This is a genomic window from Stenotrophomonas sp. 610A2 (genome assembly GCF_030549615.1).
Taxonomy (GTDB): Bacteria; Pseudomonadota; Gammaproteobacteria; order Xanthomonadales; family Xanthomonadaceae; genus Stenotrophomonas; species Stenotrophomonas pigmentata.
The window spans coordinates 2610062-2633061 of record NZ_CP130832.1; the positions used below are offsets into that span (position 1 = coordinate 2610062).

At 63.4% G+C, this 23000-nt stretch carries 17 protein-coding genes; 4 read left to right on the forward strand and 13 right to left on the reverse strand.

Going from position 1 to position 23000, the window contains the following annotated elements:
• Nucleotides 1-394 precede the first annotated feature (394 nt).
• Entirely contained in the window at nucleotides 395-1180 is a 786-nt protein-coding gene (locus Q5Z11_RS11695; RefSeq protein ID WP_303746584.1) for a hypothetical protein, read from the reverse strand.
• Between the two features lie 84 nt (nucleotides 1181-1264).
• Nucleotides 1265-2170, reverse strand: a complete 906-nt coding sequence (locus tag Q5Z11_RS11700) for a LytTR family DNA-binding domain-containing protein (RefSeq protein ID WP_303746585.1) — start codon at nucleotides 2168-2170, stop codon at nucleotides 1265-1267.
• A gap of 155 nt (nucleotides 2171-2325) precedes the next feature.
• On the opposite strand from Q5Z11_RS11700, the gene Q5Z11_RS11705 reads away from it, so the two are divergent.
• Nucleotides 2326-3528 carry an acyltransferase family protein gene (locus Q5Z11_RS11705; RefSeq protein ID WP_303746586.1) on the forward strand — a complete coding sequence of 401 codons (1203 nt, stop codon included), beginning with the start codon at nucleotides 2326-2328 and terminating at the stop codon, nucleotides 3526-3528.
• Between the two features lie 71 nt (nucleotides 3529-3599).
• On the opposite strand, the gene Q5Z11_RS11710 is transcribed toward Q5Z11_RS11705, so the two are convergent.
• Both Q5Z11_RS11710 and Q5Z11_RS11715 read right to left on the reverse strand, forming a co-directional pair.
• Complete coding sequence (locus Q5Z11_RS11710; RefSeq protein WP_303746587.1) at nucleotides 3600-4727, reverse strand: fatty acid desaturase family protein; 1128 nt, start codon at nucleotides 4725-4727, stop codon at nucleotides 3600-3602.
• Between the two features lie 3 nt (nucleotides 4728-4730).
• A complete protein-coding gene (locus tag Q5Z11_RS11715; protein WP_303746588.1) occupies nucleotides 4731-5783 on the reverse strand; it encodes a ferredoxin reductase in 1053 nt (350 codons plus the stop codon).
• 92 nt (nucleotides 5784-5875) lie between these two features.
• Between Q5Z11_RS11715 and fabR the strand changes: the two genes are divergently transcribed.
• Nucleotides 5876-6538 carry an HTH-type transcriptional repressor FabR gene (fabR, locus tag Q5Z11_RS11720; protein WP_303746589.1) on the forward strand — a complete coding sequence of 221 codons (663 nt, stop codon included), beginning with the start codon at nucleotides 5876-5878 and terminating at the stop codon, nucleotides 6536-6538.
• 155 nt (nucleotides 6539-6693) lie between these two features.
• Here the strand turns inward: fabR and Q5Z11_RS11725 are convergent, their stop codons facing one another.
• Nucleotides 6694-7806 (reverse strand): DUF1615 domain-containing protein, encoded by a 1113-nt coding sequence (locus tag Q5Z11_RS11725; RefSeq protein ID WP_303746590.1) that lies wholly within the window; start codon nucleotides 7804-7806, stop codon nucleotides 6694-6696.
• A 133-nt stretch (nucleotides 7807-7939) separates the two neighbouring features.
• Here Q5Z11_RS11725 and Q5Z11_RS11730 point away from each other — a divergent pair, with 133 nt between their 5' ends.
• Both Q5Z11_RS11730 and Q5Z11_RS11735 read left to right on the forward strand, forming a co-directional pair.
• Nucleotides 7940-8716 (forward strand): HipA family kinase, encoded by a 777-nt coding sequence (locus Q5Z11_RS11730; protein ID WP_303746591.1) that lies wholly within the window; start codon nucleotides 7940-7942, stop codon nucleotides 8714-8716.
• Entirely contained in the window at nucleotides 8694-9086 is a 393-nt protein-coding gene (locus Q5Z11_RS11735) for a DUF3037 domain-containing protein (RefSeq protein ID WP_303746592.1), read from the forward strand. The genes Q5Z11_RS11730 and Q5Z11_RS11735 overlap by 23 nt, the downstream gene beginning before the upstream one ends.
• A gap of 384 nt (nucleotides 9087-9470) precedes the next feature.
• Here the strand turns inward: Q5Z11_RS11735 and gyrA are convergent, their stop codons facing one another.
• The 8 genes from gyrA to smc form a co-directional block, all read right to left on the reverse strand.
• Nucleotides 9471-12170, reverse strand: a complete 2700-nt coding sequence (gyrA, locus tag Q5Z11_RS11740) for a DNA gyrase subunit A (protein WP_303746593.1) — start codon at nucleotides 12168-12170, stop codon at nucleotides 9471-9473.
• A 438-nt stretch (nucleotides 12171-12608) separates the two neighbouring features.
• Entirely contained in the window at nucleotides 12609-13673 is a 1065-nt protein-coding gene (mtnA, locus tag Q5Z11_RS11745; protein WP_303746594.1) for an S-methyl-5-thioribose-1-phosphate isomerase, read from the reverse strand.
• A gap of 61 nt (nucleotides 13674-13734) precedes the next feature.
• On the reverse strand, nucleotides 13735-14418 hold the full coding sequence (locus tag Q5Z11_RS11750; RefSeq protein ID WP_405051591.1) for a DUF3011 domain-containing protein: 684 nt from the start codon (nucleotides 14416-14418) through the stop codon (nucleotides 13735-13737).
• Between the two features lie 122 nt (nucleotides 14419-14540).
• Nucleotides 14541-15488 carry an EF-P lysine aminoacylase EpmA gene (epmA, locus tag Q5Z11_RS11755; protein ID WP_303746595.1) on the reverse strand — a complete coding sequence of 316 codons (948 nt, stop codon included), beginning with the start codon at nucleotides 15486-15488 and terminating at the stop codon, nucleotides 14541-14543.
• Nucleotides 15485-15961, reverse strand: coding sequence for a GNAT family N-acetyltransferase (locus Q5Z11_RS11760; protein ID WP_303746596.1), 477 nt, complete (start codon nucleotides 15959-15961; stop codon nucleotides 15485-15487). Before Q5Z11_RS11760 ends, epmA begins: the two co-directional genes overlap by 4 nt.
• Nucleotides 15958-18435: an NAD-dependent DNA ligase LigA gene (gene ligA / locus Q5Z11_RS11765; RefSeq protein WP_303746597.1), complete on the reverse strand. Its 2478-nt coding sequence runs from the start codon at nucleotides 18433-18435 to the stop codon at nucleotides 15958-15960. The genes Q5Z11_RS11760 and ligA overlap by 4 nt, the downstream gene beginning before the upstream one ends.
• Before the next feature lie 185 nt (nucleotides 18436-18620).
• Nucleotides 18621-19361, reverse strand: a complete 741-nt coding sequence (zipA, locus tag Q5Z11_RS11770) for a cell division protein ZipA (protein ID WP_303746598.1) — start codon at nucleotides 19359-19361, stop codon at nucleotides 18621-18623.
• A gap of 48 nt (nucleotides 19362-19409) precedes the next feature.
• Nucleotides 19410-22913: a chromosome segregation protein SMC gene (gene smc, locus Q5Z11_RS11775; protein ID WP_303746599.1), complete on the reverse strand. Its 3504-nt coding sequence runs from the start codon at nucleotides 22911-22913 to the stop codon at nucleotides 19410-19412.
• Nucleotides 22914-23000: the final 87 nt, after the last annotated feature.

A 23000-nucleotide genomic window follows, 5' to 3' on the forward strand; every position in this document is an offset into this window, starting at 1 on the left:
GTACCAGGACTTCCCAGCGAACGCATCGAGATTGGCAGAATCCGCCTGCTGACTCAGCCATAACACCTCAGCACGACGCATTCTGATGTTCTCGTCTTTCAAGAGGGCCCGTCTGTGCCTCTTCATGAGAAGCCGCAGATCTTTCACCGTCAGAATCCCAAACCTACTGAGTTCAGAGGGGAGCTCATCAAGAGTGGCTTGGCTGTAATCATTGCGGCGCCGAAACAGCGGTCGAACCACCATGCCAATGGTCTTTGTATTCAAAGGTGCCAATTCGGCTTTTACACGTGCACTTTGATGCCTCATGAAAACCCCTCTCGCCCGAGTTGAGCCAACATCCGCCAAGTCGTGCACAGATCGCGTGCATGCAGAGCGTGCATGAAAAAAACGCAGCTCAGAAGATCATGGTCATCGCCGAAGTAAGAACACGCCAACCCGACGCGTCGTGGCGCAGCACGGCCGCGTGCTGCGATCCGCAGGTTCCACCGCACCAGAACCCAAATCCAAGGTCGTAATCACCATCCGGACGCCGGGTGGGGATGCCCAAGCCCATGTTCATCGAATCACCTACACGCGTGCCCTCGCTTGGTGGCTGCCACGCCGAGCCAGGCATCAGCTGGACGCCAAGTTCCCCAAGGTCGCGGATCGACGCCGGCGACAGGTCGATCGCGCTGTCGCCCTTGGGTGAACTGATGGAGACATAAACCGGCATGCGGTTGCTTGCCAGATAGCCGCCGGGCGCTGATTGATGGCGCAAGACTGCCTTCATTACTCCCTGCAGATCAGGTACCGGATTCAGCACAGCCTCGGCCAGCGCCTGCCGCTTGTCACGTGCTGACTGCAATGCAACTCCTGCGTCGCCCTTGGTGACGCAATCGGTGGCTGGAAGTTCGCGTACGCAGACCTCATCGGAGGTCTCATTGACGGATATCTGGTAACGGTGGAGCGCACTGGATTCACCGCGCTCGATCAACAACGCCCACTCGTTGTTGGCTGGGTCGAAATCCGGTCCATTGACCATCGAATCAGCACGGCCAAACCTTGCAACCAGCGCCTTGTCCGCTTCCGCGATCACCTGCATCTGGTTCAACAAGGGCTGTGTTTCCTCCCCATGGGCGGCAACCACAGCGAACGAAACCGATGTTGCCAGCACTGTTGCAAGAACCGACTTCTGCATCATGTTTGTTCCATCCAGACCCGTTGAACGCATTGTGCCGCTTTTAGCCAGCGCGCCAAGGGCCCCGCCCCCCCCCTTTTTTCTTGCTCAAGCCGACGCAGACTCCTCCCGGTGGTTGCTCAACCTTGACTTGAGTGCCGGCAAGTACCGCCGGCTACAGGCAACCTGCTTGCCATCGGTCATGTGCAGCAAGGCCTCGCCACCTTCCAGCGGTTCAATGGATACCAGGTGGCCGAGATTGATAAGCCAGCTGCGATGGACACGGACGAAGCATGCCGCATCCAGCTTCAGTTCCAGCGCGGCCATGGTGATCCGCAGCGGGTAGTCATGGCCTCGCAGGTGCAGGTTGACGTAGTTACCGGCGGCCTGCGCCCATTCGATATCGGCGGTTGCGATCAGGAAGTCACGGCCGAGCTTGCGCACCAGCAGGCGCTCGGGATGCTCGATCGACTCCATCGGCGGCCCGGCATCGGGCTCGGCCAGCAGCTGTGCCTCGCCCTGCAGGCGTCGGCGCAGGAAGCGGTAGCCATCGATGCAGAACAGGATGGCCGCGTAGGTGCGCACGTCCTTGAGGTATTCGTAGAGCAGCTCGTCAAGCCAGGCGCCGACGTGGTAGCGCTCCCCGACCAATGCATAGGCGAGCATTCTGAGCCCGAACATCGTCAGCACATGCAGCAATGAGATCGGCACGCTTGCCAGCAGGTACCACGGCAGGCGCCGGCGCCAGTTGTCCATGTGCAACGGCCAGCGCCGGCTGAACCAGACGATCGCCGGCACCAGCAACAGCAACCAGACCAGCCCGCTGGAGAACTCCCAGACCCAGGGTTCCCACCACTCCATGGAGGGCGCACCGGAGCGGTTCGCATCCATCCAAGTGGTGATCGCATTGCCGCTGCAGTTGATCAGCACCAGCAGCAACCAGAACAGCAGCTCCAGTGTTCGCCGCGGCGGGGTCGAACGGTTCAACAGTGTAGGCAATACGATCTGGCTCATCCGCGCATTCTAGACGGCGCTGCCAACGCCACTGTCTTTGGCCATCCCCCGATCGCCTCCATTCGTCCCTCAAAGCCCGCAGGCCGGCCCTTTCCGGCCAACGAACCGAGCTGCGCGGGCTGATATGTAGACCTTCTCCATACGCAGGACATGCAATGCACAGGCGCCACGATCTGGATTGGCTGCGGGTGATCGCCTTTGGCATGTTGGTGGTCTACCACGTGGGCATGTACTACGTGAGTTGGGACTGGCACGTCAAAAGCCCGGCGGCGAGCACCGCGCCGGAACCCTTCATGCTGCTGACCTCGCCATGGCGGATGTCGCTGCTGTTCCTGATCTCCGGCGTCGCCACCGCTTTCATGTTCGAACGCCAACCCGCCGGGCCGCTGCGACGTCGCTCCTGGCAACTCTTGCTGCCGCTGCTGTTCGGAATGGCGGTGATCGTGCCGCCGCAGGCCTACTACCAGGTGGTCGAACAACTGCCCGGCGGCTACAGCGAGTCTTATTGGGCGTTCTACGGCAAGTACCTCAGCGCCTACCAAGGCTTCTGCGACAGCGACGGCTGCCTGCGGGTGCCGACCTGGAACCACCTCTGGTTCCTGCCCTATCTGTGGAGCTACACCGTGCTGGCCTGGCTGTTGTGGCGGCTGTTGCCGGCGCGCGCGCTGCAGCGCCTGCGGCAATGGGCCGGCGTTGCCCTGGGCGGATGGGGAGCACTACTGGTGCCGGTACTGCTGCTGGCAACAGCGCGCCTGCTGCTGGTCAACCGCTTCGAGCAGACCCACGCTCTGACCGATGACTGGTACAACCATGCCCAGTACGCAAGCGCGTTCCTGATCGGTTTCCTCGCCGCCTTCAGCGGCCGCTTCTGGGAGTCACTGCAGCGGCTGCGCTGGCTGTCGTTGGCCCTGGCAGGCGCCTGCTATGCAGCCCTGATCCATACATGGTACTTCTCCGGCTACAACGATGCGCAACCGCCGCCGCTGGAGCTGCGCCTTGCATTGCGGGTCGCCTGGGCGGTGGATCAATGGTGCGCCATCGCCGCCTTGCTGGGCTTCGCCTACCGCTGGCGCGAAGCCGACAGCCCGCTGTTGCGCTATCTCACGCTTGCCGTGTTTCCGCTCTACATCCTGCATCAGACCGTGATCGTGGTGCTGGCGCACAGGCTCAAGCCGCTGCAGCTGCAACCTGGCATCGAGGCCGTGCTGCTGATCGTGGCGACCTTCGCCCTGTGCCTGGCCGCCTACGAACTCATCAAGCGCTGCGGGCCGTTGCGACCACTGTTTGGGCTGCGCAGCCGGCCGCCAGAACGCTTCGTCCGGGTAACTGCCAAAGCTGTGCGCGAGCGAGGAAACTGAGTTGGAACCAACACCAGACTGTTGCGCTTTCGCCCAGCCCCACAGCCTGTACCGGCCGGGCTGAAAGCAACTCAGCCGGCCTCGGCGCGCGGCTCGCCAACCAGCGGCCGTTCCGGCGCCGGCTTGCTGGGGAAGGCATGGCGCAGGATGCGCCACACCACCTGGCCAAACTGGCGCGGCAGCGAACCTGTGTTGTAGTGCTGGCCGTAGCGCGCGCAGATGTCCTTCACGTCCACCGCCATCGCCGCATAGCGGTTAGCGGGAATATCCGGGTAGAAATGGTGTTCGATCTGATGACTGAGATTGCCGGTCATCACGTTCATCAACTTGCCGCCGGTGAGATTGGACGAGCCGCGCAGCTGGCGCAGATACCAATGGCCGCGGCCTTCGTTGCGGACACATTCCTTGGGAAAGGTCTCGGCGTCGGCGGTGAAGTGACCGCAGAAGATCACCACGTAGGTCCAGACGTTGCGGATGATGTTGGCCGCCACATTGCCCAGCAATACCGGCAGGAAGAACGGGCCGGCCAAGGCCGGGAACAACACATAGTCCTTGAGGATCTGCAGCATCGCCTTGCGGCCTACCGGACGCGCCTGCTTCCACAGCTGCTTGAGCGTCATCTTGCCCACCAGCACGCGGCCGATACGCAGATCCTGTATGGCGATACCCCACTCGAACAGCAGCGCGAACACCACCGCCACGAACGGCTGGGCCAGGAAGAAGGGGTGCCAGCGCTGCTCGGGGAAGATCCGCAGCAGGCCGTAGCCGATGTCATCGTCCAGCCCACGCACATTGGTGTAAGTGTGATGGCGGAAGTTATGCGTCTTGCGCCAGTTTTCCGAGGTGCCGGCGATATCCCACTCGTAGGTCTTGCCCTGCAGCTGCGGGTCGCCCATCCAGTCGTACTGGCCGTGGATGACGTTGTGCGCCAACTCCATGTTTTCCAGGATCTTGGAAAGTGCCAGCAGCAGCACACCGGCTATCCAGGCCGGCACCAGCACGCTGTGCACGAAGGCACCGAGGAACAACAGTGCCCGCCCCGCCACGCCTGTCCAGCGCACCGCGGCGACGATCCGGCGGATGTAGCGGGCGTCGCTGGCACCCAGCAAGGCCTGGTGCTTGGCTTTTACGGCGTCGAGTTCATCACCGAAGGTCTGCAGCTCGGCAGGCGACAGCACGCGGTTGTGCACGGAAGACATGACTTACAGCTCCAAGGTCAAATCGGTACTGGCGCTGCTAACGCACAGTTTGAGCGGAACGGACGGTTCGCTGGTGTAATCGCCGGTCAAGGTGTGGCGGGTAATACCCGAGGTCTTGCCGCATACGCAGGTATTGCAGATGCCCATCCGGCAGCCGCTGGCTGGCTGGATGCCTGCGGCTTCCAGCGCTGGCAACAAGGCAACCCCACGCGGCACGGTCAGCGTGCGGCCGCTCTTGAGCAGCTGTACCTGCACGCTACCCTCCTCCAACTCGGCCAGCTGCGGGACGCTGAACGCCTCGCTGTCGAAATGCGCCACCTTGGCCTGCAGGCGCGCACGCGCGGCCTCGACAAAGCCTCCGGGGCCGCAAGCCAGCACATGGGCGGAATCCAGCTCGCCAAGGCTGGCGAGATCGAAGCTGTCCACGCGTGGCGCGGCTTCACCGGTCACCGCCAGATGCAGGCGGAACGACGGGTGCCGCGCGGCAATGGCATTGAATTCGTCAACGAAGCACAGCTGCTCGCGCTGACGCGCCCAGTAGATGAGATCGACCGGACCCGGCATACCCTGCGCGTCGAGCAGGCGCAGCAAGGCCCGCATCGGCGTGATGCCGCTGCCCGCGGCCAACATCACCAGCTTGGGGTCTGGTGTTGCCGGCAGCAGCATCTGGCCAAACGCCTGGCCCAGCGCGAATACCTCGCCCACTTCGGCCTGCTGTACCAGGTGCTGGCTGAGCTTGCCGCCGGCAATGCGCTTGACCGTGATCGCCAGACGGCCGCTCTGCAGCAGGGTCGGGCTGTAGCTGCGGGTGGTCAATCGCCCATCCAGCTCCGCGCCCAGATTGATGTGCTGGCCTGCCTGCAGCCCCAGGAAGTGGCGATTGGGCTGCAGCTCAAGCGTTACCGCGTCGGCGCTGGCCGGGTAGCGCGCCACAAGACGGGCCAAAGGCCGCCGCAGCGTCCACAGCGGATGCACCCGGGTAGACCAGAAATCGAAGAAGCCCTCGCTCAGCCAGGGGATCGGCGGCGGCGCGGTATTGCGGTAGACAGCACTCATGGGCCAACTATACGACCGAGCATACAAGCGTGTATACACTTGTATATTGCCAGTACAGGCTATGATTCACGGACCTGACCGGCCCGAGCCCCATGACAGCACGCGAACAGCCCCTGCCCGCACACGACGACCTGCACCCGGCGCGCAAGGCTTCCATCTCGCGTGACGACCTGCTTGCGGCCGCCCTGTCCCTTATTGGCCCGCACCGCAGCGTGTCCACGCTGAGTCTGCGCGAGGTTGCACGCGAGGCCGGGATCGCACCGAATTCGTTCTACCGCCAGTTCCGCGACATGGATGAATTGACGGTTGCGCTGATAGATCTGGCCGGCCGCTCGCTGCGCACCATCATCGGTCAGGCGCGGCTGCGCGCGGCCGACAGCAACCGCGGCGTGATCCGGCTGTCGGTGGAAACCTTCATGGAGCAGCTGCGCGCCGACGACCGGCTGATGCATGTATTGCTGCGTGAAGGCACCGCCGGCTCGGATGCGTTCAAGCAGGCCGTGGACCGCGAGCTGGGGTATTTCGAGGAAGAGCTGAAGGCCGATCTGGTCCGTTTGGCTGCGCTCGATGGCGCGACCCTGTTCGAGCCGGCGCTTGCTGCCAAAGCCATCACCCGCCTGGTGTTCGCCATGGGCGGTAGCGCGATCGACCTTCCGGAAGAGCGCGACCCGGAGCTGATCGAGGAGATGTCGCAGATGATCCGCATGATCATCACCGGCGCCCGCGCGCTGGCACGGCATCCGGTCAGAGCCTGAACCCCGCAGGGCTTTTGTAGGAGCGGCGTAAGCCGCGAAGCTGGCGGTCCGTCCGATCACAGCTGATCCCGCAACTTCATTGATGCCAGCTTCGCGGCTTACGCCGCTCCCACAAGCTGCCTATCGGTAATGCCCCTACCGAGCATGGCTCGGCACTACCTCTGCAAGCATTCGCGGTAACGGCCATCTACCCGGTTCGCGAACCACTCGGTGGTCAGTTCACGGGTGATCTTGGGGCTGTCCAGGCGGATGCCGGGAATAACCGCGCGCGGCAACGACGTTCCGGCGCGTGCATCCGCCAGCGCAAAGACCTGTCGGTGCAGATCGCCATCACTGAACTCCAACCGGTCTGACTGCGAAAGCGCAAGGCGTATCTCGCGTTCATCCATGCCCAGCTGCGGCGCCAGACTGCGCACCGCGCGCTCGGTCTGCCCGGGTTCATCGAGTGGCGCATCCGGCACCAGCAGGTCACCGTCCAGTGCCAACGGCTCACCGGTCAAGCTGCTGACCGCGCTCTGGAATGCGGCATTCCGGCTGGCATAGCGCCCTGCGTTGTAATCGGCAAAACGATGCACTTTCCGGGTGTAGGGCGTCTGGTAGTCGAGAAGATGCGCGATGCCGAAGTACACGCCACCACGACGGGTGAACACTTCATCGCGAATGCTGCGTGCCACCGGATAGGGATAGCGCTGCGCGTTGGCCTCCGCAAACGGAATGCTGACCTGCATCGCGCCTCCGGTCTGCACCGGGTTCTTGCCAGCGAACAAGCGTCGGCCCATCGGTGCACGGCCGATGATCTCCTCATAGAGCTCGCTCAGATCACGCTCGCTGCGCACCCGCGCCAGCTGCTCACCATAGCTGCGACCATCATTGCCCTTCACCTTCAAACCAGCGTCCACCAGCAACTTCGGTATATGCATGGCGGCCGCGCGGCGGTCTATTTCACCGCGCGCAATCCGCGGCAGATTCGGCACCTCGGGATTGGCGCGGTAACCGGACTCCTGCTCGATCACCGCCAGCGTCGCGCAGATGTTCTCTGGATTGGCTGGCAATTGCTGCGCGGCCAACGCTGCCTGGATATCTGCCGCCCAAGCTGTACGGTCAGCGGTCTTGGCGGGGATGCGCCGCGCGATGTCCGCGCGCACTACATCCACAGCTGGCCCCGCCGATTTTGGCGGCGCACTGCTACAAGCGGCCAGCGCGGCCAATACCACCATACCGAAGCTGCTGCGGAACCCGCGCGGAAATACCATAAATCCAAGCTTCATTACACAGACCCTTACAGCCGCGTTCGTGCGCAGACCCTACCGCAGCAGGCCAGCTACGCAAAGCCCGTCACCCTGCGAGCACGGCTGCTCGGCTTTGCGCTAGGCTTGCCGTCCCACCCTGCCCGTGCAGCCAGTGAAAACCGTCCACGCCACCCGATACATCACACCGCTGCGCGAAGGCGGTTCATTGCCGGCAGTGATAGAAGCCGATGACGATGGCATGTACGTCATCAAATTCCGTGGTGCCGGCCAAGGCCCCAAAGCCCTGATCGCCGAGCTGGTGGTTGGCCGGCTTGCACAGGTACTCGGCCTGCCGATGCCGGACATCGCCTTGGTCGAGCTCGACAAGGAATTCGCCCGCACCGAGCCCGACCCGGAAATCCAGGACCTGATCCGCGCCAGCGAAGGCACCAATCTGGGCAGCGATTACCTGCCCGGCGCGATCAATTACGACCCGGCCGCGATGCAACCCGATGCCGAACTGGCCTCGCGCATCGTCTGGTTTGATGCCTATACCAGCAACGTGGACCGCACCGCGCGCAATCCCAACCTGATGGTCTGGCACCGCAAGCTCTATCTCATCGATCACGGCGCCGCGCTGTACTTCCACCACGACTGGGAGAACGCCGGTGAAGCCTGCGGCAAGCCCTTCGTGCTGATCAAGGACCACGTGCTGTTACCGTATGCCAGCGCGATTGCTGAAGCCGACAAGCACTTGAGCCCCTTGCTGACCGATGCGGTGATCGACGGCATCGTCGCGCAGATTCCGGAGAGCTGGCTGCAGACCGAGCCAAGCTTCGCCGATGCCAGCGCCTACCGCTCGGCCTACGCCAGCTATTTGAAACGCCGTCTGCAATTGCGCGAAGCCTTCGTCCAGGAGGCCATCCGTGCCCACGCTGCACACCTATGATTACGCCGTCATCCGCGTGGTACCGCGGGTGGAACGCGAAGAATTCATCAACGTTGGCGTAATCGTCTCCTGCCCCAGCGCCGGCCATCTGCAGGCCGCCATCGAGATCGATGTCGCGCGCCTGCAGGCATTTGCGCCGCAACTGGATCTGGGCGGCGTGCAGCCCTGGCTCGATGCCATCGTTGCGATCTGCCGCGGCGAGCCAGGTGCTGGTCCGATCGCGCAGCTGCCGCCACGCGCACGCTTCCACTTCCTCACCGCCAAGCGTAGTTCGGTGGTGCAGACCTCGGTCACCCATGTCGGGCGTACCGCCAACCCAGCCGGCATCGTCGAGCATTTGCTGGAACGTATGGTGCGTACACCGCGCTGAGTCGTCGGCGGGGATGCCGGGCCAGCCGATAACTGTGGAGCGGAGCCATGCTCGGCATGGGCTCTAGCAGTGAAGCACCTGCCGAGCATGGCTCGGCACTACGGGATCCGCACGGTACAGGTAGTGCTTTTCGCTGCGGCATTGCGCCGCAGCGGCTGGTTGGCTATGGGCTTGCCGCTACGAGCTAAAGCCTTGCCCTCACCCCAACCCCTCTCCCGCGAGCGGGAGAAGGGCTAAAGCACTGCGAGCGCAAGCATTCCTAGCCCCTCTCCCGCTTGCGGGAGAGGGGTTGGGGTGAGGGCAAGCTTCTAGCCGATGAAGCCAGACGCCTCAAAAGAAAAGCGCCGGCATGCCGGCGCTTTTCCAAACCCAAACCCTGCAGAATCAGGCTTCCGGTACGGCCGGTTCCACTGCTTCCACAGTGCCTGCTGCATCGTCTTCCAGCACCTCGTCCTCGGCATCGAGCGAAGCATCCAGACGCTCAACCGCCTGCAGCTTCTCGCCCTTGGAGAGGCGTATCAGGGTCACACCCTGGGTGTTACGGCCGACGCGCGAGATCTCCGAACCGCGGGTACGCACCAAGGTGCCACCGTCGGAAATCAACAGCACTTCATCACCCGTACCCAACAGCACCGCGCTGACCAACTTGCCGTTGCGCTCGCTGGTCTGGATGCCGATAACGCCCTGGGTGCCACGCCCCTTGCGCGGGTAATCGGCCAGCGGGGTGCGCTTGCCGTAGCCGTTCTCGGTCGCGGTCAGGATGTACTGCACGCCGGCATCGTCTGCAGCTTCGACGATCTCGCCGCCGTCCACTGCCACTTCCTCGACGCCGTTGTCATCCTCGTTCTCATCCTCAACGCCGCCCGCACTTTCAGCGACGATCAGGCTGACCACTTCCTCGCCCTTGGGCATCTTGATGCCGCGCACGCCGGTGGCGGTACGGCCCATCGAGCGGACCTTGTCCTCGCCGAAGCGAACGGTCTTGCCGTTGGAGGCGAACAGCACGATGTCGCGCTCACCATCGGTCAGGCCAACGCCAACCAGCGCGTCGCCGTCATCCAGATTGATGGCGATCTTGCCGCGTGCCAGACGGAACGCGAACTCGCTCAGCGGGGTCTTCTTGACCGTGCCGTTGCGGGTAGCAAAGAACACGAAGTGGTTTTCGTCGTACTCACGCACCGGCAGCACGGCCTGCACGCGTTCACCGTTCTCCAGCGCGATCCAGTTGATGATCGGACGACCACGTGCGTTGGAACCGGCTTCCGGCAACTGATGCACCGGCAACCAGAACACCTTGCCCGAGCTGGTGAAGGTCAGCAGCGTGTCGTGCGTGTTGACCAGCCACAGCTGCTCGATGAAATCCTCGTCCTTGGTCGCTGCGGCACTGCGACCACGGCCACCGCGACGCTGGGCACGGTAGGCACTAACCGGCTGACGCTTGACGTAACCGGCACGCGACAGCGTCACCACCACGTCTTCCGGCGCGATCAGATCCAGGATGTCCAGGTCTTCTTCGCTGTGACGGATTTCGCTGCGACGCACATCGCCAAACTCGGAACGCACGTTCTCCAGCTCTTCGCGGATCCCCTGCAGCAGTACATCCGGGTTCTCCAGGATGCGGATCAGGCCAGCGATGGTTTCCAGCAGCAGCTTGTACTCTTCGGTCAGCCTGTCCTGCTCCAGCCCGGTCAGGCGGTGCAGGCGCATTTCCAGGATCTGCGTGGCCTGGACTTCGCTGAGCTGGTAGTTGCCATTGACCAGGCCGATGCCCTTGGGCAGGTCTTCCGGACGCGATGCCTCGGCGCCAGCAGCGCCCAGCAATGCACCCACCAAGCCCGGCTGCCACACCTTGGAGAGCATGCGCTCCTTGGCTTCAGCCGGATTGGCCGAGGTCTTGATCAACTCGATCATTTCATCGATGTTGGCCAAGGCAACGGTCAGGCCTTCCAACACGTGCGCACGCGCACGCGCCTTGCGCAGTTCAAAGATGGTGCGGCGGGTGACAACCTCACGGCGGTGGCGGATGAACGCCTCCAGCATTTCCTTGAGGTTCAACAGCTTCGGCCGGCCATCGACCAGCGCCACCATGTTGATGCCGAACACCGACTCCATCTGGGTCTGCTGGTACAGGTTGTTGAGCACAACCTCGGCCGACTCGCCACGCTTGATTTCGATGTAGATGCGCATGCCGTCCTTGTCGGACTCATCACGCAGCTCGCTGATGCCTTCGAGCTTCTTTTCCTTGACCAGCTCGGCGATCTTCTCGATCAGCCGTGCCTTATTCACCTGGTACGGAATCTCGGTGACGATGATCGACTCGCGACCATTGTCGGCCACTTCGATATCGGCCTTGGCACGGATGCGCACGCGGCCACGGCCGGTGCGGTAACCGGCAATGATGCCGGCGGTGCCATTGATGATACCGGCGGTCGGGAAATCCGGGCCCGGGATGTATTCCATCAGCCCATCCACGTCGATCGACGGCTCGTCGATCAGCGCGATGCAGGCATTGATGCACTCGGTGAGGTTGTGCGGCGGGATATTGGTCGCCATGCCCACCGCGATACCGGCCGAACCGTTGACCAGCAGGTTCGGGAACCGGGTCGGCATGACCGTCGGTTCCAGTTCCTTTTCATCGTAGTTGGGCTGGAAATCGACGGTTTCCTTGTCGATATCGGCCATCAGCTCATGCGTCAGGCGCGACATGCGCGCCTCGGTGTAACGCATTGCTGCAGCAGAGTCACCATCGACCGAACCGAAGTTACCCTGGCCGTCCACCATCATGTAACGCAGCGAGAACGGCTGCGCCATGCGCACCAGCGTGTCGTAGACCGACGCGTCGCCATGCGGGTGGTACTTACCGATGACGTCACCGACGATACGCGCCGACTTGTAGTACGGCTTGTTGCTGTGCGCGCCCAGTTCATTCATCGCGAACAGGACGCGGCGATGAACCGGCTTGAGGCCATCGCGGGCATCGGGAAGTGCGCGGCCGACGATCACGCTCATCGCGTAATCGAGGTAGCTCTTGCGCATCTCGTCTTCCAGGTTGACCTGGATGATTTCCTTGGCGTTTTCTGCCATTCGGGTTCCGTTGTCAGGTAGCGATCCCGTCCGCCGGCAGCACCTTGACGGGCCGCCCTGCCGGAAACTCGGATCAACCTGCGGAGTCTACCACAAGGGCAGGTTTTTCGCCGCCATTTAGGGCGCTTTTACCGGAAGAAATCAGGAACTTAGGGGCAGCCAGTGGTAGAGCCGAGCCATGCTCGGCTGAGGCCTTACCGATAGACCTTAGTAGGAGCGGCGCAAGCCGCGAAACCACACATCCAGCAGGCCATAGCCCTATTCAACCTGTAGAGCCGAACCATGCTCGGCTGGGGCACTACCGGGAAGGCCTCTGCCGAGCATGGCTCGGCACTACCCTTGACGCCTTACCGGGAAGGCCTCTGCCGAGCGCGGCTCGGCACTACCATTCGCGCCTTACCGGGAACGCCTCTGCCGAGCGCGGCTCGGCACTACCGGTTAGTCGGCGAACGCGGCAGACATCGTGGCCAGGTCCGGCTTCAGGATCACGCCGCGCTCGGTGACGATGGCGTCGATCAGCTCGCCCGGAGTCACGTCGAACACCGGGTTCCAGGCGGCGATGCCCTCGGCCACGGTGCGCACGCCGCCCACGCCGAACAGTTCACCCGGATCGCGCTGCTCGATCTCGATCTCGTCGCCGTGCGCGGTGTTCATGTCCACGGTCGAAGACGGGGCGACAACCATGAACTTGACCCCGTGATGGCGCGCCGCGATGGCCAACTGATAGGTGCCGATCTTGTTGGCGGTGTCACCATTGGCACAGATTCGGTCAGCACCAACGATTACCCACTGCACCGCTCCAGTCTTCATCAGGTGCGAGGCGGCCGAATCGGCAATCAGGGTCGCGTCGATACCGTCCTGCTGCAGCTCCCAGACGGTCAGGCGTGCGCCCTGCAGCCACGGCCGGGTTTCGCCTGCAAACACCTTCGCAATACGTTCCTGCGCGACGCCTGCGCGGATCACACCCAGGGCGGTGCCGAAGCCGGCGGTTGCCAGCGAGCCGGTATTGCAGTGGGTAAGCACACCGCTACCAGCGTCGATCAAACCCGCTCCCAATGCACCCATGCGGCGATTGGCAGCGAGATCCTCATCGGCGATGGCCTGCGCTTCCAGCGCGGCAACCTGCTTCCAATCCGCACCAGCAGCAGCCAGTGCGCGGCGCATGCGCGCCAGCGCCCAAGCCAGGTTGACCGCAGTCGGGCGTGAGGCATTGAGTCGATCCAGTGCCGGTGCCAGCACCTGCAAGGCAGCTACACCGTCTGCGGCCTGGACCTCTTTCGCCGCCAACACCACGCCCCACGCAGCCGCGATACCAATGGCGGGCGCACCGCGCACGGTCAAGGCGTGAATGGCCTCGGCAACCGCATCGCTGTCATGGCAGAGCACATGCTCAACGACAAACGGCAGCTTGCGCTGGTCCAGCAGCTCCAGGGCCTCGCCGGTCCAGCGGATCGGGCGGATATGGTCGTAACGGGCGTAATCAATTGCAGAGGTATCGTTCATGCCGCCATTGTAATAGGCGCCGCCCGGCCCGGATCAACAACTCAGTCGCGGCACATCGGCCTCAATCCGCGGAAAACTCGCCGCGACAGCCCTTGTCCACCCAGATGCCGTTGCGGTCCCAGCCCCAGCTGTCACCTTCACGACAGGCAGCATTGGACAACTGCTCGACCAGAATGACTCTGCGCGTGACGCTGACGCCGCATTCGCGGCGCAGTTCGCCCTTGGACTCGCAGGTGATCCTGCGGGGAACCTCGACAAACCCCGAACCATCCTCGGCGCCAACCTCGAACAGGCCCTGGCAACCGCGACTAACCCAGATTTCCTTGCCACTGTATCCCCAGCTGCGTCCTTCACGGCACGGCAGCACCGACTGCTGTCGCAGCAAGCGCACAGGCGCTCCGCGCAAAATCACCGGGCAAACCTCGGTCCGCCCCTTTGATTCACAGCGCACCACGCGGCGTGTCGTGCGGGTGGAAGCCTGCCGTCTCGCGAATTCGGCCTTGCAGCCCTGGCTTACCCAAACCGCGTCACCCTCGACACCCCAACTGGTCTCGCGGATGCAGTCGCGCTTGGACAGCTGCCGCACCAGCTGCACGCCGGCACTGGTGTCCATCGGGCAGAACGCCCGCATTTCACCGTCAGCTTCGCAGCGCACCACCTGCCTGCTCGCCGCCGTTGGCGCGGCCTCCTGCGCCGCCAGCATTGTCGGCGCGAGCACTAGCAGCAAGCCGCAGAGCCGTTTCATCAGGTGTTCCCCTACTGGGTCATGATGGCTTCCGGTGATCACACACTGCCTGAGTCATTGTGAGCAAAGCATCATCATCGTCGCGGAAACAATGCAGGTCCATGATCAAACGCAAACCAGATTCAGGCGTTGGCGAAATCGAACGCCAGCACATCGGCAATGCGTGGCGTCCCGGCCAAGGCCATCAACAGCCGATCAACACCTACCGCGACACCGGCACAGGCCGGCAATGACGGCAACGCTGCCAGGAACGGCTCGTCCAGCGGCGGCTGTTCAGCGCCACGCGCCGCACGCACTGCCAGATCGCGCGCAAACCGCTGCCGTTGCTCGTGCGCGTCGTTCAGCTCGTGGTAGCCATTGGCCAGCTCGACCGGCCCAAGGTAAAGCTCGAAGCGTTCAGCCAGTGGCGGCGTGCCGGGACGGATCTTCGCGAGCGCGGCCTGGCTGGCCGGCCAGTCATGGATCACGGTGATGGCGTCCACGGCGAACTGGGACTGGATGCGATGGGTCATCAGCAGGTCCAGCCAGTCATCGCGGGTCAAACCATCCGCGGCAATCCCGACATCACCCAAGCCCGAGCGCAGCTGTGATTCATCGGCCAGGAATGGATCCAACGCAACCGCCTGCAGGAACAGGTCGCGGTAGCTGACGATACGCACCGATGCGTGCGGCCGCCCCACCAACGCCAACGACTCCTGCACCAGCGTGATGGTTTCATCGATCAGGCGGTGGTGATCCCAACCAACCCGATACCACTCCAGCATGGTGAACTCGGGATTGTGGCGGCCACCGGTCTCCCCATTGCGGAACACCCGCCCCAGCTCATAGCAATCGCCAACGCCTGCGGCCAGTAAACGCTTGAGCGGATATTCCGGCGACGTACGCAGCCAACGCTGCGCCGAACCGGCATCGACATGACCGCTGAAACGGGTGTGGAAGCCTTCGATGTTCGGCTCGGTATTGCCCGCCGCCGACATGATCGGGGTTTCCACTTCGAGTACGTCGCGCTCGGCAAAAAAATGCCGGATCAACGCATTCAAACGGGCACGCTGGCGCAGGGCTTCGATCACGAGTGCAGACGCCCGGCAGCGCCGTTCAAGGCCAGCGTCAGGATGTCGCGCTCATCGTCGCGATAGCCCGCCGACAGATACAGCGACTTGGCCTTGGCATTGTGGTGATTCACTTCCAGACGGATCACCGCTGCGCCCTGCCCTGCGGCCCAGTCGCGGGCCAGTCCAAGCGCCTGTCGGCCCCAGCCGCGGCCGCGTGCAGCCGGCCCCAGATACAGCTCATCCAGCAGCACGAAACGACCGCCCTGCTCGACACTGAAGCACCAACCCAAGGTGATGTAGCCGACGACACTGTCATCGGCCTGCAACAGCAACACCGAGCCACAGCTCGGCTGCTCCAGCAAGGTCTGCAGGCCCGGTTCGACCCGCTCGGCGATATAGGGAATCTGGTCTTCCACATAAAAATCGCGAACCATCGCGATCAGCAGCGGGAAGTCTGCGGTTTGCGCGATGCGCACCTTGATCTCACTCATGCCTGTTCTCCCTGCTCAGCGAGGAAGGCAAGCAGACGCGCTTCGTCCCACACCTCCACACCGAGCTCGTTTGCCTTGTCCAACTTGGAACCGGCTTCGGTGCCGGCCACCACGAAACTGGTTCTCTTCGACACGCTGCCTGAAACCTTGGCACCCAGCGCCTCCAGCTTGGCCTTGGCTTCGTCGCGACTCATCTGCGCCAAGGTGCCAGTCAGCACCGCGGTCTTGCCATCGAGTACGCCTGCGACCTGTTGCTGTTCCAACGGAGTGATCGCAAGCAGACGCTCCAATGCAGCACCGGCGTCGCTGAACAACTGCGCGTTGGCATCGACATTCAGCCACGCGACCAGGGCATTGGCGGTCTCCGCCGGCAGGCCAGCGGTCATGAAGTTATGAGCATCTTCGTCAAGAATCGCCGCAGTCGAACGGAACGCTTCGGCCAGCTGACGCGCGCGCACCGGCGTGACCTTGGGGATTTCCAGATCCGCCAGCAGCGTAGCCAGGTTCAGGTCCACGCGCAGCTTGGCGTTGGGCGCGTGGGTATCGCTGATCTGCACGCCACGTTCCAGCAATGCATCAATGGCTTGCTGGTTACCCGGCTGGGCCATGAAGTGGCCAATCGAACGAGCCACTTCGCCACCGATATCGGGCACGCGCTTGAATACCGGCCACGGCAGGTGGCGGATCAACTCAAGATCACCGAACCACGCAGAAAGCGCCTTGGCAGTGCTTTCGCCCACATGTTCGATACCCAGCGCGAACAGCAACCGTTCCAACGTGGTGTTGCGGCTGGCAGCAATCGCAGCGATCAGGTTGTCGGCCCACTTGGTGGCGATCTTTTTGGTGTTCCACTGGAAGCTGGCAGGCACCGACAAGGCCTGTGCACGCCAGGACGCATCGCCTGCATCCAGCTTGAGGATGCGATTGAGCGTGTCACCGCTACCTTCCGGCTGCAGGTGCAGGCCGAGCTGCGACGCCAGCGTTTCCGGTGAGTCGGCATCCAGCGCCAGCTTCAGCACCAGCAACTGGTCGCGGTTGAGTGCATACAGATCGGCGACGCCGCGCACGATGCCTGCATCGACCAACACCTCGATGTACTTGTCGCCGAGCCCGTCGATGTCCATCGCCTTGCGTGAGGCGAAATGGGCAATGGCTTCCTTGCGTTGTGCCGGGCAGCTCAGTTCGCCCGAGCAGCGCCAAGCCGCCTCGCCTTCCTCGCGCACGATCTCCGAGCCGCACACCGGGCAGGCACGCGGCATCTGCCAAGGCATGGTGCCTTCGGGGCGACGATCAACAATGACGCTGACCACTTCCGGGATCACGTCGCCGGCACGGCGCACGATAACCGAGTCGCCAACCCGCACGTCCAGGCGCGCGATCTGGTCGGCGTTGTGCAAGGTGGCATTGGTTACGACGACACCGGCCACATGCACGGGCTTCAACCGTGCAACCGGCGTCGCCGCGCCGGTGCGGCCGATCTGGATCTCGATGGCCTCGACCGTTGTTGTCTGTTCCTGCGCAGGGAATTTGTGCGCGATCGCCCATCGCGGTGCGCGTGCGACAAAGCCCATTTCCTGCTGGCCATCGCGATCATCGAGCTTGTAGACCACGCCATCGATGTCATAGGCCAGGCTGTCGCGGCGCTCACCGATGTCGCGGTAGTACGCCAACAGACCTTCGGCACCCTGCACCACCTTGCACAGGTCGCTGACCGGGAAGCCCCACTGTGCCAGCTGCGCCAGGGTTGCCGAATGCGTTTCGGGCAGCTCGCCACCGGACACTTCACCGAGGCCATAGGCATAGAAACTCAGCGGCCGTTGCGCACTGATCTTCGGGTCAAGCTGGCGCAGTGAGCCGGCCGCGCCATTGCGCGGATTGGCGAGCACCTTGCCGCCGTGCAGGCGGGCCTGCTCGTTGTAACGCTCGAAATCGGCGCGCGGCATGTAAACCTCGCCACGCACCTCCAGCACTTCAGGCCAGCCCTGGCCGTCCAGTTGCTGCGGAATAACCTTGATCTGGCGAAGGTTGGCGCTGACATCTTCGCCGGTGGCACCGTCGCCACGGGTGGCACCCTGCACGAACACGCCGTTCTCGTAGCGCAGATTGATGGCCAGGCCATCGAGCTTGGGCTCAGCGGAGAAGAACAGCTCGCGGCGATGCAGGCGCTCATCGATGCGGCGCACGAAGTCATGTACTTCGGCATCGCTGAAGGCATTACCCAGCGACAGCATCGGCACGGCATGCACGACTTCCGGGAAGCGCGATGACGGCTTGCCACCGACCTGATGGCTGGGCGAGTCCGCACTGTCCAGTTCCGGGTGTGCGGCTTCGAGCGCTTCCAGCTCGCGCATCAACCGGTCGTAGTCGGCGTCCGGGATGATCTGCTCGTCGTGCTCGTGATAGGCACGCGAGGCGTCGGCCAGCTGGCGGCGGAGTTCGCTGATGCGCTGGGTGGCGTCGGTATTTTGATTCATGCGGCGATTTTACCTGCGCGGAGTGAAAGCGCGGGTGAGCTGGTGGTGCATTGGCTTTACGTCTACTGCGAACAGCACCCCTCCCCGACCCTCCCCTTGCCTGCGGCAAAGGGAGGGAGCGACGCTCTGCCCCCTCCCTTTCGCGTAGCGAAGGGGAGGGTTGGGGAGGGGTAGCTCTTAGAGCTTTACCAACGCGGCGACTTGGTCAGCGGCGGCGCCTGATGCTGGCGGTCATAGGCGCGCAGATCATCGCGGATATGCGCGATGCGCTGACGGCCCAGGGCATTGCGGCTGTCATCCAGCACCACGCCATCCAACAGTTCGCCCATGCGCTGCACGGTCGGCAGCATTTTTTCCCAGGCATCGAGCGCGGTCATTGGCGCCGGCAAAGTCAGGAAGAAGGCGATGGCCGGGGTTTCCATCTCACGGATGTTGGCCATGTCGAAACTGCCCGGCTTCATGATGCTGGCCATCGAGAAGATCGGGCCGCGCTCCGAGTGTCCTTCCACCAGACGATGGAATACATTCATGTAGCCGAAGACCAGACCGGTCTTCTCCGCCGCCACCACGATGTCCTCGCCACGCAGCACCTGCCCGGAACGGGCAGCCACGTACAGCGAGACGATCTTGTCGAAATCCTGGGTAGGCCGCTTGCCCAGCTCACTGAGGTTGCCTGCGTCCACATCGGGCAGGCCGAGCTCGGGCTGGGTTACGCCGTCGCCTTCTGTGCCACCCTCAGCCCGCTCGGCACCGACAGCACCGTCGGCGGCGCCCAACACCGGCTCGCGACGCGGTTGCTCGCCACTGGCAGGCTCCTTGCGCTTGCCTTGCGCCAGCCGCTTGGGCCGACTGAAAAAGAAAATGGCCGCTACCAGCAAAACGCCGGCAACCAGAATGCCGATACGCAACAGTGCCGTGTCAGACATGCGCTGCAGTCTCCGGATTAATCGTTCAGGTGGTTAAAGGATGGCACGTCAGGCCGCGCCCGCCAATCGGGCAGCCTCTTCCAGATCAACACTGACCAGGCGGCTGACGCCCGGCTCACGCATGGTGACACCCGACAACTGGTGCGCCGCCTCCATCGTCGCCTTGTTATGGCTGACGAACAGGAACTGCACTTTCTCGCTCATTTCCTTGACCATATTGGCCAGGCGACCGACGTTGGCCTCGTCCAGCGGCGCATCCACCTCGTCCAGCAGGCAGAACGGGGCCGGGTTGAGCTGGAAGATCGCAAACACCAGCGCCACCGCGGTCATCGCCTTCTCACCGCCGGACAGCAACGAGATATTGGATACGCGCTTGCCCGGCGGCCGCGCCATGATGGTCACGCCGGTATCGAGCAGGTCTTCGCCAGTCAGCTCCAGGTAGGCATGGCCACCACCGAACAGGCGCGGATACAGCGCCTGTACGCCGGAGTTGACCCGGTCGAAGGTGTCCTTGAAGCGGCCGCGGGTTTCGCGGTCGATCTTGCGGATGGCGTCTTCCAGGGTTTCCAGCGCGGTATTCAGATCGACGTTCTGCGCCTCCAGGTACTCCGAACGCTGCGAGGCCTCGCCGTATTCGTGGATTGCAGCCAGATTGACCGGCTCCAGGCGACGCATGCGGCCGTCGATCTGGTGCACGGTCGATTCCCAATCCGACACGCGCGCATCTTCGGGCAGCGTGTTGATCACGTCCTGCAGCACGAAGCCGGCCTTCTCCACCGCAGCCGACAGCTGCTCGGCACTGAGCACCAAGGCCTGCTGGTCCAGCTTGCGCTGCGAGATGCGTTCGCGCTGCGCCAGTGACTGTTCGTCGCGCTGGTGGCGGGTCTGCTCCAGGCCGCGCAACTCATGATCGATACCATCGAGCAATGTGCGCGCTTCGGCCAGCACGCGATCAACTCGTACGCGCTCGGCCAATGCGTTCTGGTGCTCGGCCTCCAGCGTATGGACCGGTGTATCGCCCTCGTCCAGCTGCGAGTGCAATTCGCCAAGACGTGAATCCAGCTGGCCGCGCTGGGTGCCCATGCGTTCCAGTGCATGGCTGAGCGAACTGATCTGGGTGCGCTGCGATTCCAGCGTCAAGGCCAGCGCATGCATGCTGTCGCGCACATTGCGTGCAGCATCTCGGGCCTGGTCGCGGGCATCACTCATCTGCCTGCGCTCGCTTTCCAGCGCGTGCCGGGCCGACTCCAGGTCGCCCATGCTGGACACGGCCTCATCCAGTCGCAGGCGCGCCTCGGTGGCCTGCTCGCGGCTGGCGTCGAGGGTTTCCAGCAATTGCGCCAACTCGGCTTCGATACGTTCAATGCGTGTGCGCGTGGATTCCAGCTTGCCCTGCTGGCTCTGCAGTTGCCCCGCCAGCTCCGAAGCACCACGGTGGGCCTGATACAACGATCGCTGCACGTCCTCCCGCTGCTGTTCGGCGGCCAATAGCTGGTCCCGCAGCGCAGCCAGTTGCTGCTCCAATGCAGCCTCACGTTGCTGCAAGGTCTCGATCTGCTCGCGCAAGGTGACAATCTCGCGCTCACGCAACAAGGCGCCCTGCTCGGCAGCGCCGGAGCGCGACAAGCGCACCCAGCCCTGCCCCAGGCGTTCACCGCTGCGGGTTATCACCGAATCGTTGTCACCCAGCTTGCGCTGCAGCTGCTGTGCCTGGGCGAGATCTTCAGCGCCGTGCAGATGCGCCAGCAAGCGACGGATCGCCAGCGGCCCCTGCACTTTTGCCGCCAATGAGGTCGGCGCGAAGTCCGCCTTGCCATCGGCGCTGGCAACCAGCGCGATGCGCCCCTCACCCAGCTCAGCCAGCGCATCAACCAGGGCTTCCGGTGCATCCACCAGCACACCTTCGATCAGCTGGCCGAGCGCGCTTTCAACGGCATTTTCCCAGCCGCTTTCAACGGTGATGCGCTCGCCAACGCGCGCTGCCGAATCCAGCCCGCGTGCTTTCAGCCATGCCGCAGCCGCGCCCTGCTCCTGGCCGAGTGCAGCCTGCTGCAGCGTTTCCAATGAGGAAAGCCGGCCGCGCGAGGACTGCGCCTGCTTGCGAACATCAGCCAGTTCCGACTGCCCGGCACGCTGCTGCTCCTGCAGCGTCGCCACCGATTCCTTGCGCAGCTCGACCTGCTCACTCAAGGTTTCCAGCGCGGTCTTCTGGGTTTCGTGTTCCACCTGCAGCTGTTCGAAGGCCTCGGCCAGCGCATCCAGGTCCAGACCTGCGCGCTCTGCCTGCAATGCTTCGCGGCGGCGATCGGCTTCGAGGACTTGTTTGTCCAGATAATCCACGCGGGTGCGCTCGACCTCGCCGGAGCGGGTTGCTTCGGAGGTATTGCGGTTATGCGCTTCCCAGCGCTGCTGCCAATCAGCCAGTTTTGCCTCGGCCTCGCGCAGCGCTTCTTGGCGGATCTCGTTATCTTCCTGCAACTGCTCCAGCTGCGGCTCGGCGTTCTCCACCGACTCACGCAGCACGATCAACTTGGCTTCGTCGCCGCTGATGTGCTGACCCAGTTCGGACAGCGCCTGGCGGGTTTCATCGCGCGCCTTGTGCAGGCGCTGCGCCAGCTCCCGCTGGTGATGAATCTGCTGCTCAAGCCGGGCCAAGGTGCTGCCCACCTGGTACACGTCGGCCTGCGCCTTGTTCAAATTCTCTGACGCTTCTTCGCGACGCACACGGCCGGTTTCAATGCGGCTCTCGGCATCACGCTGCTCGGCGATCAGCTGCTGCAGTTTGGTCTCTTCACGCGACAGCGCTTCGCGCAGGCCGCCCAGACGCCCATCAAGGCCACGGTATTCCAAGGCCTTCCATTCCGCATCCTTGACCCGGCGCTCTTCCTGCAGCGCCTGGTACTGCTCAGCCTGGCGCGCCTGCCGCTTGAGGTGTTCGAGCTGCTTGCCGATTTCCTCGCGCAGGTCGTTGAGGCGATCCAGGTTCTCGCGGGTGTGGCGGATGCGGGTTTCGGTCTCCTTGCGACGCTCCTTGTACTTGGAGATGCCGGCGGCCTCTTCCAGGTACACGCGCAGGTCTTCCGGGCGCGCCTCGATGATCTGGCTGATCATGCCCTGCTCGATGATCGAGTAGCTGCGCGGGCCCAGCCCGGTGCCGAGGAACAAATCGGTGATATCGCGGCGGCGGCACTTGGTGCCGTTCAAGTAATAGTTGCTGCTGCCATCACGGCTGACCGTGCGCTTGACCGAGATCTCGTTGAACGAGGCGTACTCGCCAGAGATGGTGTGGTCAGCGTTGTCGAAGATCAGCTCCACGGTCGCCTGCGACACCGGCTTGCGTCCGGCCGAACCGGAGAAGATCACGTCGGTCAGCGAATCGCCGCGCAAGCGGCTGGCCGAGCTCTCGCCCATCACCCAGCGCACCGCATCGATGATGTTGGACTTGCCACAGCCATTGGGACCGACGACGCCGGTCATATTGGTCGGCAGGTGCAACGTCGTTGGATCGACGAACGACTTGAAACCGGAGAGCTTGATCGTGGATAGACGCATGGAATCGGGCTGTTGGCGGACATCGGCAGCAACTGCCGACACCCGGAATGAGGTTCCGGAGGTTCCCTTCCCGCACTCAACCCGTTG

Excerpts from the sequence above, each read along its gene's own strand:
- Q5Z11_RS11695 (WP_303746584.1), bottom strand. The coding sequence starts at position 1,180 with ATGATGCAGAAGTCGGTTCTTGCAACAGTGCTGGCAACATCGGTTTCG.
- Q5Z11_RS11700 (WP_303746585.1), bottom strand. The coding sequence starts at position 2,170 with ATGAGCCAGATCGTATTGCCTACACTGTTGAACCGTTCGACCCCGCCG.
- Q5Z11_RS11705 (WP_303746586.1), top strand. The coding sequence starts at position 2,326 with ATGCACAGGCGCCACGATCTGGATTGGCTGCGGGTGATCGCCTTTGGC.
- Q5Z11_RS11710 (WP_303746587.1), bottom strand. The coding sequence starts at position 4,727 with ATGTCTTCCGTGCACAACCGCGTGCTGTCGCCTGCCGAGCTGCAGACC.
- Q5Z11_RS11715 (WP_303746588.1), bottom strand. The coding sequence starts at position 5,783 with ATGAGTGCTGTCTACCGCAATACCGCGCCGCCGCCGATCCCCTGGCTG.
- fabR (WP_303746589.1), top strand. The coding sequence starts at position 5,876 with ATGACAGCACGCGAACAGCCCCTGCCCGCACACGACGACCTGCACCCG.
- Q5Z11_RS11725 (WP_303746590.1), bottom strand. The coding sequence starts at position 7,806 with ATGAAGCTTGGATTTATGGTATTTCCGCGCGGGTTCCGCAGCAGCTTC.
- gyrA (WP_303746593.1), bottom strand. The coding sequence starts at position 12,170 with ATGGCAGAAAACGCCAAGGAAATCATCCAGGTCAACCTGGAAGACGAG.
- mtnA (WP_303746594.1), bottom strand. The coding sequence starts at position 13,673 with ATGAACGATACCTCTGCAATTGATTACGCCCGTTACGACCATATCCGC.
- Q5Z11_RS11750 (WP_405051591.1), bottom strand. The coding sequence starts at position 14,418 with ATGAAACGGCTCTGCGGCTTGCTGCTAGTGCTCGCGCCGACAATGCTG.
- Q5Z11_RS11760 (WP_303746596.1), bottom strand. The coding sequence starts at position 15,961 with ATGAGTGAGATCAAGGTGCGCATCGCGCAAACCGCAGACTTCCCGCTG.
- ligA (WP_303746597.1), bottom strand. The coding sequence starts at position 18,435 with ATGAATCAAAATACCGACGCCACCCAGCGCATCAGCGAACTCCGCCGC.
- zipA (WP_303746598.1), bottom strand. The coding sequence starts at position 19,361 with ATGTCTGACACGGCACTGTTGCGTATCGGCATTCTGGTTGCCGGCGTT.
- smc (WP_303746599.1), bottom strand. The coding sequence starts at position 22,913 with ATGCGTCTATCCACGATCAAGCTCTCCGGTTTCAAGTCGTTCGTCGAT.